Origin of the sequence: Corallococcus sp. CA049B (genome assembly GCF_003611685.1) — a bacterium.
GTDB classification, from domain to species: Bacteria; Myxococcota; Myxococcia; order Myxococcales; family Myxococcaceae; genus Corallococcus; species Corallococcus coralloides.
The window spans coordinates 14820-27513 of record NZ_RAWC01000118.1 but is presented as its reverse complement, the minus strand read 5'-3'; the positions used below and the strand labels follow the sequence as shown (position 1 = coordinate 27513).

12 protein-coding genes are annotated in these 12694 nt (G+C 69.5%); 6 read left to right on the top strand and 6 right to left on the bottom strand.

What is annotated here, in order from left to right:
- On the top strand, positions 1–1013 hold a 1013-nt coding region (locus tag D7W82_RS40600), incomplete at its 5' end, for a hypothetical protein (RefSeq protein WP_158617716.1).
- On the opposite strand, the gene D7W82_RS23860 is transcribed toward D7W82_RS40600, so the two are convergent.
- Positions 1004–2116, bottom strand: coding sequence for an alpha/beta fold hydrolase (locus D7W82_RS23860; RefSeq protein ID WP_120620552.1), 1113 nt, complete (start codon positions 2114–2116; stop codon positions 1004–1006). The genes D7W82_RS40600 and D7W82_RS23860 overlap by 10 nt on opposite strands.
- A gap of 116 nt (positions 2117–2232) precedes the next feature.
- Between D7W82_RS23860 and pssA the strand changes: the two genes are divergently transcribed.
- The 4 genes from pssA to D7W82_RS23840 are packed head-to-tail and all read left to right on the top strand — an operon-like array spanning position 2233 to position 6473.
- Positions 2233–3087 (top strand): CDP-diacylglycerol--serine O-phosphatidyltransferase, encoded by an 855-nt coding sequence (gene pssA / locus D7W82_RS23855; protein WP_120620551.1) that lies wholly within the window; start codon positions 2233–2235, stop codon positions 3085–3087.
- A 57-nt stretch (positions 3088–3144) separates the two neighbouring features.
- On the top strand, positions 3145–4410 hold the full coding sequence (locus D7W82_RS23850; protein ID WP_120620550.1) for a CinA family nicotinamide mononucleotide deamidase-related protein: 1266 nt from the start codon (positions 3145–3147) through the stop codon (positions 4408–4410).
- Positions 4407–5906, top strand: a complete 1500-nt coding sequence (locus tag D7W82_RS23845; RefSeq protein WP_120620549.1) for a hypothetical protein — start codon at positions 4407–4409, stop codon at positions 5904–5906. Before D7W82_RS23850 ends, D7W82_RS23845 begins: the two co-directional genes overlap by 4 nt.
- A gap of 57 nt (positions 5907–5963) precedes the next feature.
- Entirely contained in the window at positions 5964–6473 is a 510-nt protein-coding gene (locus tag D7W82_RS23840) for a DUF1285 domain-containing protein (protein WP_171424835.1), read from the top strand.
- Here the strand turns inward: D7W82_RS23840 and recA are convergent.
- Complete coding sequence (gene recA / locus D7W82_RS23835; protein ID WP_120620547.1) at positions 6470–7495, bottom strand: recombinase RecA; 1026 nt, start codon at positions 7493–7495, stop codon at positions 6470–6472. The genes D7W82_RS23840 and recA overlap by 4 nt on opposite strands.
- A gap of 282 nt (positions 7496–7777) precedes the next feature.
- Between recA and D7W82_RS23830 the strand changes: the two genes are divergently transcribed.
- Positions 7778–9157, top strand: coding sequence for an NAD(P)/FAD-dependent oxidoreductase (locus D7W82_RS23830; RefSeq protein WP_233587902.1), 1380 nt, complete (start codon positions 7778–7780; stop codon positions 9155–9157).
- On the opposite strand, the gene D7W82_RS23825 is transcribed toward D7W82_RS23830, so the two are convergent.
- The 4 genes from D7W82_RS23825 to D7W82_RS23810 form a co-directional block, all read right to left on the bottom strand.
- Complete coding sequence (locus D7W82_RS23825; protein WP_233587901.1) at positions 9080–10717, bottom strand: YifB family Mg chelatase-like AAA ATPase; 1638 nt, start codon at positions 10715–10717, stop codon at positions 9080–9082. The two genes, D7W82_RS23830 and D7W82_RS23825, sit on opposite strands and share 78 nt — an antisense overlap.
- 198 nt (positions 10718–10915) lie before the next feature.
- Positions 10916–11431, bottom strand: a complete 516-nt coding sequence (locus D7W82_RS23820) for a biopolymer transporter ExbD (protein WP_120620546.1) — start codon at positions 11429–11431, stop codon at positions 10916–10918.
- Positions 11431–11844 (bottom strand): biopolymer transporter ExbD, encoded by a 414-nt coding sequence (locus D7W82_RS23815; RefSeq protein ID WP_014394198.1) that lies wholly within the window; start codon positions 11842–11844, stop codon positions 11431–11433. Before D7W82_RS23815 ends, D7W82_RS23820 begins: the two co-directional genes overlap by 1 nt.
- A 101-nt stretch (positions 11845–11945) precedes the next feature.
- Positions 11946–12623 (bottom strand): MotA/TolQ/ExbB proton channel family protein, encoded by a 678-nt coding sequence (locus tag D7W82_RS23810; protein ID WP_014394199.1) that lies wholly within the window; start codon positions 12621–12623, stop codon positions 11946–11948.
- Between the last annotated feature and the right edge of the window lie 71 nt (positions 12624–12694).

Sequence of the window (12694 nt, the reverse complement as noted above, 5' to 3'; positions counted from 1 at the left end):
GGAGGGGGCTTCGCTTCGAGGCAGGGGCGGGCAGCCAGGCGTCGGTCACGGTGGGAGTGCTCGTGGAGGCCGGGACCGAGGGGGCCTCCGCGCCGTCCCTGATCCTCCGGGACAGCGCGTTCACGGGGGCCTACGACCGCGCGATCCGGGTCCGAGGGGGAGCCTCGGTGCGCTTGGAGGGGGTGGACTTCCAGGGCCCCCGGATGGCGCTGAGCCAGGACGGCGGCGTGGCGGAGGTCGAACGGGCGCGAGCCTCGGGGGGCACGGGCACGGCGTTCTCCACGGTGGGGGGCGCGCTGACGCTGGTGGACGTCCGGGTCCAGGGACACGAGTACGCCGTGACGGCCAACCAGGCCCGGCTGTCGGTGCGGGGCTTCCGCTCGGAGCACGCCACGCGCGCGGGGATGGGGCTCACCGCGACGACCGGCCTGCTGGAGGACGTGACCGTGAAGGACGCGGGCAACTACGGAGCGCTTCAGCTCACCGCTTCGGACCTGGAGGTGCGGCGCTTCCGCCTGGAGGGCTCACGGGAATACGGCGTGGTGGCGCTGCAGGGCCGCGTGCGCCTGCGGGACGGGGTCATCCAGGGCGTGAGCACCGCGGATGGCCTCGCGGGAGATGGGCTCCACCTGCGCCAGGTGGAAGCGGACGTCGACACCGTGACCGTCGAGGGGGCGAAGGGCACCTGCGTGCTGGCGACGCAGCGGGCCCGCGCGACGCTCCGCAACGCCCGGCTCTCGGGCTGCGGGCTCGCCGCGCTGGCGGCGGATTCGAAGGCCACCCTGGAGTCCAGGAACGTCGACGTGCGCGACACCCCGGGCTCCATCCTGCTGGCCATCGAAGAGGGCCAGTTGCAGGTGGAGCACCTCACCGCGAAGGACGCGCGGGGCGAGCTGGTCTCCACCGACTGCGAGGGCCAGACACGCGTCCAACTCCGCCACGTCGACGCGGGCACCCGGCGAGGACTGGGCTCCCCCTGCGTCCAGCTCGACGCCCGCTCGCCTCAGCCCTGAGCGGACGCGGGAGGAAGGGGCGTGGCGCGCTGTTCGAGCCACTCGCGAATGACGGGGTAGACCTCCATGGGCGCGCCGGTGCCGAAGATGAGGTCGCCGTGGCCGTAGTCCATCTTGTCCCCGCGGTCCCGGCCAAAGACATGCAGCGTGCGATCCGGTGACGTGAGCAGCGCGTACTGAGCTTCCACGTTGGCCGAGGTGGCCAGGCGGTCCGCGCTGCCGCCCATCACCAGCACGGGCAACTGGAGCTTCGCGATGCCCGCGCGCCAGTCCGTCTTGCGGTCGTAGGAACGGAACGCGTCGTGGGAGATCCAGTCCTGGAACTGGAGCAGCACCTTGCGGCTCATCGCCGCCATCATGTTGACGGACAGCTGCCGCAGGACGCGTGGCGGGACATGCCGGGGGTTCACGACGATGTCCGACAGGGGCAGCGCGAGGTAGCCCAGGAAGGGCGCCATGCTGGCGCTCACCCACGACTGCCGGATGCTTCCGGGCCACGCCGCGCGCACGCCCAGCGAGATGAGCGTCCGCAGGAACGGCTCCGACTTGAGATACACCGGCGCGCCCAGCTCGAGCAGGCCCGCCAGCTTCCCGCCATCCGGCCCCTGCGCCACGCCGTACCCCACCAGTCCCCCCAGCGAGTGGCCCAGCCAGAAGGCCTGCTTCGCGCCGGTCTCCTTCAGCGCCAGCTCCAGCAGGGCCGGCCCGTCGTGCTGGATGTGGTCGTCCACGGTGAAGTCCGTGGGCCGCCGGCCCCTGGGCGGACGCTGCGAGTGCCCGGTGCCGCGCCACTCCACGCTGAAGCAGTCGAAGCCGGCCTCGGTGAGGTAGTGGGCCACGGAGTAGGGCGGCTCGAAGTCGAAGGTGAAGCGGTTGGCCGCCAGCCCGTGGCACAGCAGGACGGGCTCCGCGAAGCGGCGCACCGGGGCCCTCCGGGCGTGCACGGTCAGTTCCCACCCATCCGCGCAGCGCACGCGCAGCATCTCGGGGAGGGGTCCCTTGAGGCGGTACCACCGCCGCACGAGCAGGACCCACACCACGTTCGCCAGCAGCAGGACCGCCGCCGCGGCCAATCCCCACAGGGCCCACTGCCCGTACGGCATTTCTCCTCCCATAGGACCGGGGACTGACTCCGGCGCGAATAAAACCCTGCTAAGGTCCGTTCCCTCGCCGTTTCTGCCACATGGGCAGCCGACCACCTGGGGAAGTCGAGGGAACGATGAAGCTGCGGAAACTGATGTTCGTGCTCCCGAACCTCTTCACCGTCACTTCCATCTTCTGTGGCTTCTACGCCATCACCCTGTGTTCGGGTGAGGCAGAACCGGTGCAGCTGTACCAGGCGGCCCTGGCCATCCTCTTCGCCATGTTCTTCGACGGGTTCGACGGACGGGTGGCCCGCCTGACGAAGACGCAGAGCGACTTCGGCATGCAACTCGACAGCCTCGCGGACGTCATGTCCTTTGGCGCGGCGCCGGCGCTCCTCGTCTACAAGTGGGCGTTGGCCCCCATGGGCTTCTGGGGCCTGTTCATCTCCTTCGCGTTCATGGCCTGCGGCGCCATGCGGCTGGCGCGCTTCAACGTGCTCGCCATGCGCAACCCGCACGGCGGTGGCGGCGGCTTCTTCGTGGGCCTCCCCATCCCGCTGGCGGCTGGCGTGCTCGTCTCCCTCATCATCTCCCACCACGTGGCCAGCCAGGGCGAGGCGCTCGGTGACGGCGCGCGCGTGCCGGTGGCGGTTGCGGTGGGCGCCCTGTCGCTGCTGATGGTGTCCACGGTGCGCTACCGCACCTTCAAGGACGCGCGTCCCAGCCGCAAGACGGCGCTCGTCTTCATGGCCATGGCGCTCACGGGCGCGTTCATCGCCCAGCAGTTCCACCCGGCCTGGGTGCTGGTGACGTACTTCGCCGCGTACCTGGTCATGGGGCTGGTGGAGTCCGCGGTCTCCGTGCGCAGCCGGCTGGCGTCGCGCAAGGTCGGCGCCGTCGCGGCGGTGGCGGTGGCGGCCGGGATGGACGAGGACGACGACGAGGACTCCGAGCCCAACGCCACGGACGACGGTCCCGCGTTCCTCTGAGCAGTCAGGCGCGGGAGCCGGGACGCGGACCGTGCCGGCCGCTAGGATGCCCGGCCCATGCGCGTCGAGCTGCTGTGCACCGGTGACGAGCTCGTCACCGGCCTCATCACGGACACCAACAGCACCTACCTGGAAGCCCGCCTCTTCGACCTGGGCGTGAAGGTCGCACGGGTGACGCTGGTGGGCGACGTGCGTCCGGACATCACGGGCGCGCTGCTGGAGGCCTCGGCGCGCGCGGACGTGGTCATCGTCTCGGGAGGCCTGGGGCCCACCGCGGACGACTTCACGCTGGAGTGCGCCGCCGCCGCCGCGGGCGTGTCCATGGAAGAGGACGCGCGGGTGCTCGGCTGGCTGAAGGAGCGCTACGCCGCGCGGGGCATGGCCCTGAATCCGGGCGCCCTGCGCATGGCGCGCATCCCCGCGGGCACCGAGCCGGTGCGCAATCCCCAGGGCTCGGCGCCGCTGGTCATCCAGCGATTGGGCCGCGCCCACCTGTTCTTCCTCCCCGGTGTCCCGCGCGAATACCGCGCCCTGGTGGACGGAGAGGTGCTGCCGCGCGTGCGGACCTGGCTCGCCGCCGAGTCCGGTCGCACGTTCCGGGCCTTCCGCCTGCTGCGGACCGTGCGCCTGCCCGAGTCCGTGCTGAACGAGCGGGTGATGCCCCTGGCTCCCAGCCACCCCAGGGTGGTGTTCGGCTTCCGGACGCACGCACCGGAGAACCACCTGAAGCTGATGGCGGAAGCCCCCACGCAGGCGGAGGCCGACGCCGCGCTCGCGGCCGCGGAGGCCGCCTGCCGGCACGCGCTGGGCACGCACGTCTACGGCGCGGATGGCAGCGAATACGCCCCCGTCCTCCTCGACCTGCTGTCTCGTCGCGGTCACACGCTGGCGGTGGCGGAGAGCTGCACGGGCGGCCTCGTCGCGCAGGAGCTCACGGCCGTTCCGGGCTCCAGCCAGGTCTTCATCGGGGGGGCGGTCGCCTACTCGGAGAAGATGAAGTCCGCCTGGGTGGGCGTGCCCCCGGACATCCTGGAGAAGCACAGCGCCGTGTCGTCCCAGACAGCGCTCGCCATGGCGGAGGGAGTCCGCGCCGCCTGCGGCGCCACGTTTGGCCTGTCCGTCACGGGCTACGCGGGCCCTGGCGGAGGCACGCCCGAGGACCCCGTGGGCACCGTGTACTGCGGGCTGGCCGGTCCCGGAATGGAGCCCCGCTGCGAGCGGATCTCGCTCTCGGGTGACCGGGATCGGGTCCGCCTGTTCGCCGCGTCCCACGTGCTGGAAATGTTGAGGTTGCACCTGCTCGCCGCCCCCGTGTCGCCATGAGTCGCTCCAAATCAAAGCGTCCCCGTCCTTCCGCCCTGGAAGCGCCGTCCACGGTGCCCCCGGCCTCGGCCACCGAGGGCGAACCCGTCGCCGCCACGCCCGAGTCCTCCGCGCCGCTCGCCAGTCCCACGACGGCGACGGAATCCACCCGCCCCCCCACGTCGCCGCCTGGAGCAGGAGCGCATCCGGTGCGGAGCGCGGTGCGCTTGTGGCTTTCCGCCTACCGGGTGGAGGTGGTGCTGTTCCTCATCGCGTTCGCGGTGCTGTCCAGCTTCAGCTCGCAGCGCTTCCTCCGGCAGAGCGCCGCGCCGCACTTCATCTACCAGGCACAGTCCTGGCTGGAGGGACGGCTCGACGTGGATCCCAAGGTGCTGCCCAACCTGGAGGACTGGGCCTGCGTGCGGCTGGTGGACGGCCACAAGGTGCGGTGCGAGGGACGCCCGCTTCGCGATGATCGCTGGTTCGTCAGCTTCCCGTCCTTCCCCGCGATCGTGATGCTCCCCTTCGTCGCGCTGCACGGCTACCAGTTCAACGACACGTCCTTCGGCGTCTTCGTGGGCGCGCTCGCGGTGGCGCTCTTCTATTCGCTGCTGCGCTTCCTCGCGCAGGAAGGGGAGACGGAGCGCAACCGCGACGACAACGTGGTGCTGTCGCTGGTGCTCGCCTTCGGCACGCTGTTCTTCTATTGCGCCATCCGGGGCGAGGTCTGGTTTGGCGCGCAGGTGATGGGCGTGGCGCTCACGTGTCTGTACGTGCGCAACGCCGTCAAGGCGCGGCGCCCCGTGCTCGCGGGCCTCTTCTTCTCCATGGCCGTGCTCACCCGCACGCCGCTGGTGTTCGCGGGCCTCTTCTTCGTCCTGGAGGCGCTCTGCCCCGGGCCGGACCGGCTGGCCCAACTGAAGGCCCTTCCCACCGCGTGGAAGCCCGCCCTCCGCAAGCTCGTCCTCTTCGGCGCGGGGGCCGCACCCCTCGCCGTGCTCGCGGCCGCGTACAACGTCTACCGCTTCGGCAAGCCCGGCGAGTTCGGCCACTCGTACCTCTTCAACAACCGGGTGAACGTCGACATCGACCGCTTCGGGCTCTTCAACATCGAGTACCTGTCGCGCAACCTCCAGGCCGCGTTCCTCAAGCTGCCCCAGGTGTCTCTGTCTCCGCTGAAGCTGTCGTACGACCCGCATGGGCTGACGCTGCTGCTCACGCTGCCCCTGCTGGTGTTCCTGCTGGTCCCCCGTACGCGTCCCCGTCTGCACTGGCCCCTGTGGCTGACCGTGGCGGTGTGCGCGCTGCCGGGGCTCTTCTACCAGAACACCGGTTACATGCAGTTCGGCTTCCGGTTCAGCCTGGACTACACGCCCTACCTGTTGTTGCTCTTCGCCATTGGCGGATGGTCGCTGCGCAACCGCGCGGTGATGGCCGTGCTGGCGCTTGGCGTGCTGGTGAACTTCTGGGGCGCCGTGGCCTTCCGTGGCTACACGGAGTTCGTGCGGAACTGGTAGGCATCGAGGCTCCGGCGGCTTGAATCCGCCGGCCTGTCTCAGCACATGAAGGGCGACATGCAACCTCCCACTGGTCAGCCCCCTCCAGGCAAGCGTTGGCACACCCGCGAGGACAGCGGCATCCGTCTGGATGCGGCGTTGCGCTGGTGGCACGACGACGAGCCCATCGAGCACCCGAAGATCATCGAGCTCTTCAATGCCTCGCTGGTCCTGGATGACGACGGGCGCTACCAGCTCCGCATCGCTTCGGACTGGTGCTACGTCCAGGTGGAGGACGCGGCCTACGAGGTCCGCACCGTGGACGTCACCCCGGACGAGCGTGTGTCCCTGCGTCTGGGCGACCGGACGGCCGAAGCCCTGGACCCGGGGTCGCTCCAGCTCTCGCCGGACGGAGTCCTCACGTGCCGAGTGAAGCAGGGCAGGGCAAAGGCCCGCTTCTCTCGCGATGCGCAGTACCAGTTCGGCGAGCTGCTGGAAGAGAGCCCCGAGGGCCATCTGGTGCTGCGTGCGGGCCAACGCCACTGGGAGGTCCCCCTCTCGCTGGATGCACTCCAGGCCACGAGCTAGGCCGCCGCGACGTCTCCGGCCGTCACGGCGGGCGTGGTGGCTCCCACCAGGTCGCGAGCGAGGGCCTCCAGGACGTCCGGGTGCTCCCGCAGCCACTCGCACGCCCGCTCGCGGCCCTGGCCGATGCGCTCACCCCGCAGGCTGAAGTGGCTGCCCGACTTCTCCACCACGCCTGCGCTCACGGCCAGGTCCAGCACCTCGGCGGCGCGGTGGATGCCCGTGCCGTAGAGCACATCGAACTCCGCCTCCTGGAACGGGGGCGCCAGCTTGTTCTTCACCACCTTCACGCGGGCCCGTGAGCCCACCACCGCGTCACCCTCCTTGAGGTTGCCCGTGCGGCGGATCTCCATCCGCACCGACGAATAGAACTTCAGCGCGTTACCCCCCGTCGTCGTCTCCGGGTTGCCGAACATCACGCCAATCTTCATGCGGATCTGGTTGATGAAGATGATGCAGGTGCCGGAGCGGCTCACCGCGCCCGTGAGCTTGCGCAGCGCCTGGCTCATCAGCCGCGCCTGGACGCCCATGTGCGCGTCACCCATCTCCCCTTCGATCTCCGCCCGGGGAACCAGCGCCGCCACGGAATCCACCACGATGAGGTCCACAGCGCCCGAGCGCACGAGCTGCTCGGTGATTTCGAGCGCCTGCTCCCCGGTGTCCGGCTGCGCCACGAGCAGTTCCTCCGTACGCAGGCCCAGCTTGCGCGCGTAGGACAGGTCCAGCGCGTGCTCCGCGTCGATGAAGGCCGCGACGCCTCCCACGGCCTGCACCTGCGCGATGGCATGCAGGGTGAGCGTCGTCTTGCCGGAGGACTCGTTGCCGAACAGCTCCACCACGCGCCCTCGCGGATAGCCCCCCACGCCCAGCGCCCGGTCCAGTCCCACCGAGCCCGTGGGGATGATCGCCACCTTCTGCTCCGGTGCGTCCGCGCCGAGCGTCATCACCGCGCCCCGGCCGAACTGCTTCTCGATGGACGCCACCGCCGCCGCCACTGCCTTCAACTTCTCCGTCAGCCTGCTCATCTCGTCTGCCTCCCTCGCCGCCCTGCGGGCTGGATGCCTCGGCGGTGGGCAGAGCAACGCTCATGCCGCGCGGGCTCCCAGGCGCAAAGGACCTGCAAGGGCGTCCAGGTTCGCCGGAGCCGTCCGAAACGGCGGAGCGGCGTGGCTGTCTCCCGTGTGCTGAGAAGGCGCAAAGGTGGGGGCGTCTCCGCATAAGCAGACACGAGGGGAGGTGACAGTCCGGCTTGCTGGGATGGAAGGCTTTGCGTTGAAACCCTGGCGCGTCGCCGTGACATTTCTCACGTGAATACGACCCGTGAGAACCTTCCCCATGTGGTCATCCTGGGAGGCGGCTTCGGCGGCCTCTACGCGGCCCGGTACCTGCGAAAGGCAGGGGTTCGCGTCACGATGGTGGACCGTCACAACCACCACCTCTTCCAGCCGCTGCTGTACCAGGTGGCCACGGCGACGCTCAGCCCCAGCGACATCGCCGCGCCACTGCGGGCGATGCTCGGACGCGATCACGTCCAGGTGCTGCTCGCGGAAGTCACCGGCGTGGACACCGCGCGCAAGCGCGTCCTGCTGGCGGACGGGGAGCTGGCGTACGACTTCCTCATCGTCGCCACCGGGGCGACGCACTCGTACTTCGGCAATGACGCCTGGTCGCGACACTCGATGGGATTGAAGACCGTCGAGGACGCGCTGGAGATCCGCCGCCGCGTGCTGCTTGCCTTCGAGCAGGCCGAGCGCGAACCGGACCCCGAGCGCCGCCGCGCGCTGCTCACCTTCGCCATCATTGGCGCGGGCCCCACGGGCGTGGAACTGGCGGGGGCGCTGGCGGAGATCAGCCGCAATTCATTGTCGGGCGACTTCCAGAACATCGACCCGCGGGACGCACGCGTCATCCTCATCGAGGGAATGGACCGCGTGCTCCCCACCTACCCCGAGAATCTCTCGGCGGAGGCCCGCCGGGTGCTGGTGGGGCTCGGTGTCGAGGTTCGCACGGGCACCCGGGTCACGAACATCGACGCCGCGGGCGTGCACATGGGCCCTGAACATCTGGCGGCCCGCACGGTGCTCTGGGCCGCGGGGGTGGAGGCCTCGCCCGTGGCCCGCTCGCTCGGCGTGGCGCTGGACAGGGCAGGGCGCGTCCCGGTGACGCCCGAGCTCACCGTGCCCGGGCACCCCGACATCTTCGTCGTGGGGGACCTGGCGCTCGTGAAGCAGGAGGACGGAAGCGCGGTCCCGGGAGTGGCGCCCGCGGCCATGCAGGAGGGCAAGCACGCGGTGCTCAACCTCCGCCGCCAGCTCGCGGGTCAGCCCATGCAGCCCTTCCACTACTGGGACCGGGGAACCTACGCGGTCATCGGCAGGGGCCATGCCGTGGGCGTGGCCTTCCGCCGGGTGAAGCAATCCGGCTTCGTCGCCTGGTTGGCCTGGCTCTTCATCCACATCACCTTCCTCATCGGCTTCCGGAGCAAGCTGGCCGTGCTGCTCAACTGGGCGTACGCGTACCTGACCTTCGGCAGGTCCGCGCGCATCATCACCGGCCCTGCTCCCCGTCTGGAGGAGCGGGTCGTGCAGCCCCTGCCCGCGAGTGGAAGCTCAGCCCAGGTCGAAAGGAGCCCCGAGACGTCCATCCAGCTCGGAGTCCTGGTGCCTGACAAGAGTGGGACGGGATGATGCATTCACCGCGCCCCGGGTATTGGCGTGGAGCCAGCCCCGGCGGTCCAGCATCCGGCAATCGACGGCGAGCCGCATGTCCACGTCCTCGATACGTCCGTGTCCCTCCAGGTCCGCGCGCGTCAGCGCGAGCTTGAGGATGCGGTCATGCGCCCGAGCGGACAGGCCAAAATGAGTGACCGCGTCCTTCAGCGCCTTCTCCGCGGGCGGTGACAGCACGCAGTAGCGGCGCAGCAGATGCGAAGGCATCTGGGCATTGCAGTGCACCCCTGGCGTGTCGTGGAAGCGGGCGCGCTGCCGTTCGCGCGCGGCCTCCACACGCTGCCGGTAGTACTGGCTGGGCAGCTCCTGACTCTTCTCGGCGAGATGGTGGTACTCCACCGGCCGCGTCTGCACGGTGATGTCGATGCGGTCCAGCAGCGGACCGCTGATGCGCGAGTGGTAGCCGAAGATGCGGTGCTCGAGGCAGGTGCACGTGTGTCCGGGGACGTTGAAGTAACCGCACGGGCAGGGGTTCATCGCCGCCACCAGCATGACCCGGCAGGGATAGCTGATGTGCTGGGTGGCCCGCGCCAGGTGGATGGCGCCTTCCTCCAGGGGCTGACGCAGCACCTCCAGCACGTTCTTGCGGAACTCCGGCAACTCGTCGAGGAACAGCACGCCGTGGTGGGCCAGGGACAGCTCGCCTGGACGGGCCATGGGGCCACCTCCCACGAGCCCCGCGTCGGACAGCGTGTGATGGGGCGCGCGAAACGGGCGCTCTCGGATCAGCGCCTGCTCGTCTCCCAAGAGCCCCTGGATGGAGTAGACCTTCGTCACCTCCAGCGCCTCGCTGAACGTCATCTCGGGCAGGATGCCTGGCAGCCGTCGCGCCAGCATCGTCTTGCCCGAGCCTGGAGGTCCGGCCATCAGGATGTTGTGGCCGCCCGCCGCCGCGAGCTCCAATGCCAGCTTGAGCTCCGGCTGCCCGCGCACGTCGGCCATGTCCGCTGCCACCGTGCGAAGACGGCTCAGGGAGCTCCCCGCGCGCGTCAGCGGCGTCAGCGGGGCCTTGCCGGTGAGGTGTCCCACGGCCTCTTTCAGGTGGGCCACGGACAGCACCTGGATGCCTTCCACCAGCGCCGCCTCCGCCGCGTTGGCTGCCGGCACCATGACCCCCTGGAAGCCGCCATTCCGGGCCGCCACGGCCAGCGGAAGCACTCCCTTGATGGCCTTGATGGAGCCATCCAGCGACAGCTCTCCGCCAAAGAGGTAGCGCTCCAGCGGTTCCTCGTCCATCAACCGCGCCGCCGCCAGGACGCCCAAGGCGATGGGCAGCTCGAAGGCCGCCCCTTCCTTGCGGATCTCCGCGGGCGCCAGGTTGACCGTGATCCGCTTCTGCGGAAGGTCGAAGCCCGCGTTCTTCAGCGCGGAGACCACCCGGACCTTCGACTCCCGGGCTGCTCCCTCTGGCAGCCCCACGACGTTGAAGTAGGGCAGCCCGAGGGCCATGTCGACCTCGCACTCCACCACCACCGCGTCGATGCCCATCAATGCCCCCGACCGCACCCTCGCCAGCATCGTCTCCCCCTTCCAACCCGTACGGGAGGAGGGGAGAGCAATGCCCGTACCGGCGCGCTGTCCTCACAGGCGGCCATCCTCGGCCATCCCACGCGGCAGACGTCGGGTCCCGAGCGGGGACCTGGAGCCTGAAAAAGAAGAAGCCCGCTGGCGTCGGAACGCCAGCGGGCTTCGGATGCAATCAATTGACGGCGTGGCTCAGGGCGCCGGCGGGGCAGGGGGCGCGGGCGGCGCTCCGTCCGGCGTGGTCTGCGTGCCCTGGATGACCGCGTTCTGGGGAAGCTCGGTGGCCATGCCCAGGATCTTCGCTCCCGCGGCACGGGCGCCATCCAGCGCCACCACCAGCTTGCCGTAGTTCGCCGCGTCGTCCGCCATGAAGAAGACGACCTTCTCGTCCGGCTTCTTGGCGTTCAGCATCCGCTTGAGGCGGGCGACGTAGTCCGAAGCGGGGATCTGCTCCGTGTTGATGGAGTAGGCGCCGGCCTTGTCCACCTGCACGACGATCTGCTGATCATCGGGCTCCGGCGGCGGCTGGTTCTCCTCCACCTCCGTCTCCGGGACGCGGACGAGGATGTCCTTCTCCAGGAGGGGCGTCACCACCATGAAGATGATGAGGAGCACCAGCACCACGTCCACCAGGGGCGTGACGTTGATCTCCGAGTTCGGCGCGGACGCGGGCTTGACCCACTGACGCTGCTTGTGTCCTCGGGACATTACTTCTTCTCCTCCACACCCAGGGCGATCTGCTTCGCCTTCGCCTTGCGGGCCGTGTCCAGCACCTTGCGCACGTCGCCCACGTTCAGGGCGTTGTCGCCCTTCAGGAGGATCTTCTTGCCCGGATCCTTCACCAGCTCCGCGGCGATCTTCTCCTGGAGCCCCTTCTCGTCGACCTCATCGTTCTCCACGAACATCTTCTTGTCCGGGGTGATGGAGAGGATCAACGGATCGGCGTCCGTCTTGCCTTCCTTCTCGATCTCCGTGGCCTTGGGCAGCTCCACGGACTTGCCGCGCTGGAGCATGGGCGTCACGACCATGAAGATGATGAGGAGCACCAGCACCACGTCCACCAGGGGTGTGACGTTGATCTCGCTCTTGATGCCCCCTTTGGGGCCTGCTGACATTCCCATGCGTGCACCTGTATCCGGGAAGGAACGCCCACCCCGGGGCAGCGCGGCTTCTCAGCCGGACCGCCCGCATGGGTGGGGACGTCCCAGGGTGGGGCTTAAGACTAGGCCGTGTGCGAAGAACCGCCGCCCACGTGCCGGGCCACCACGTCCAGGAACTCGTTGGAGGACTCGGAGATGTCCACGGAGCGGGCATCCACCCAGCCCTGCAGGAAGTTGTAGGCCATCACCGCGGGGATCGCCACGAGCAGACCGAACGCCGTGGTGATGAGCGCCTCGGAGATACCGGCGGAGATCGTCGCCAGACCGCCGGAGCCCGCCGCCGCCATGAGCTGGAAGGCGTTCACGATACCCATCGTGGTTCCCAGCAGACCGACGAACGGCGCCGTCGAACCGACCGTGGCCAGCAGGCCCAGGCCGCGCTTGAGGCTCTGCACCTCGCGCTGCGCCTGGCGCTCCAGCGCGCGGGCCACGGACTCCACCGCCAGGTCCTTGTTGCCGGGGGTGATCCGGTACGCCGTCAGGCCGGAGTTGATCACGCGGCCCAGGTGGCCCACGTCCTTGCCCAGGTTGGTGTTCGCCGCGGTGGTCAGGTCGCCCTTCGCGAGGATGGCGCCCATCTTGGCGGCGAAGTTGCGGCTGTCCGAGCGGGTCTTGCGGAAGACGATCATCCGCTCCGCCATGACGACCAGCGACGCCACCGACATGATGGCGAGGGTGAAGATGATCATGCGGGCGAAGAGGCCCGTGTGGTGCCAGATATCAAGCAGGGTAAATTGCATGGCTGTGGAGCGCTCCTCCTCACGAGCGCGAGGTGATGTTCGGCGGACTGCTCAAGCGGGACTGCCGACTT

What these genes read in the sequence shown, in the direction of transcription:
- D7W82_RS23845 (WP_120620549.1), top strand. Translation starts at nt 4,407, where the DNA reads ATGAGTCGCTCCAAATCAAAGCGTCCCCGTCCTTCCGCCCTGGAAGCG.
- D7W82_RS23860 (WP_120620552.1), bottom strand. Translation starts at nt 2,116, where the DNA reads ATGCCGTACGGGCAGTGGGCCCTGTGGGGATTGGCCGCGGCGGCGGTC.
- D7W82_RS23840 (WP_171424835.1), top strand. Translation starts at nt 5,964, where the DNA reads ATGCAACCTCCCACTGGTCAGCCCCCTCCAGGCAAGCGTTGGCACACC.
- pssA (WP_120620551.1), top strand. Translation starts at nt 2,233, where the DNA reads ATGAAGCTGCGGAAACTGATGTTCGTGCTCCCGAACCTCTTCACCGTC.
- D7W82_RS23825 (WP_233587901.1), bottom strand. Translation starts at nt 10,717, where the DNA reads ATGCTGGCGAGGGTGCGGTCGGGGGCATTGATGGGCATCGACGCGGTG.
- D7W82_RS23850 (WP_120620550.1), top strand. Translation starts at nt 3,145, where the DNA reads ATGCGCGTCGAGCTGCTGTGCACCGGTGACGAGCTCGTCACCGGCCTC.
- D7W82_RS23810 (WP_014394199.1), bottom strand. Translation starts at nt 12,623, where the DNA reads ATGCAATTTACCCTGCTTGATATCTGGCACCACACGGGCCTCTTCGCC.
- recA (WP_120620547.1), bottom strand. Translation starts at nt 7,495, where the DNA reads ATGAGCAGGCTGACGGAGAAGTTGAAGGCAGTGGCGGCGGCGGTGGCG.
- D7W82_RS23815 (WP_014394198.1), bottom strand. Translation starts at nt 11,844, where the DNA reads ATGGGAATGTCAGCAGGCCCCAAAGGGGGCATCAAGAGCGAGATCAAC.
- D7W82_RS23820 (WP_120620546.1), bottom strand. Translation starts at nt 11,431, where the DNA reads ATGTCCCGAGGACACAAGCAGCGTCAGTGGGTCAAGCCCGCGTCCGCG.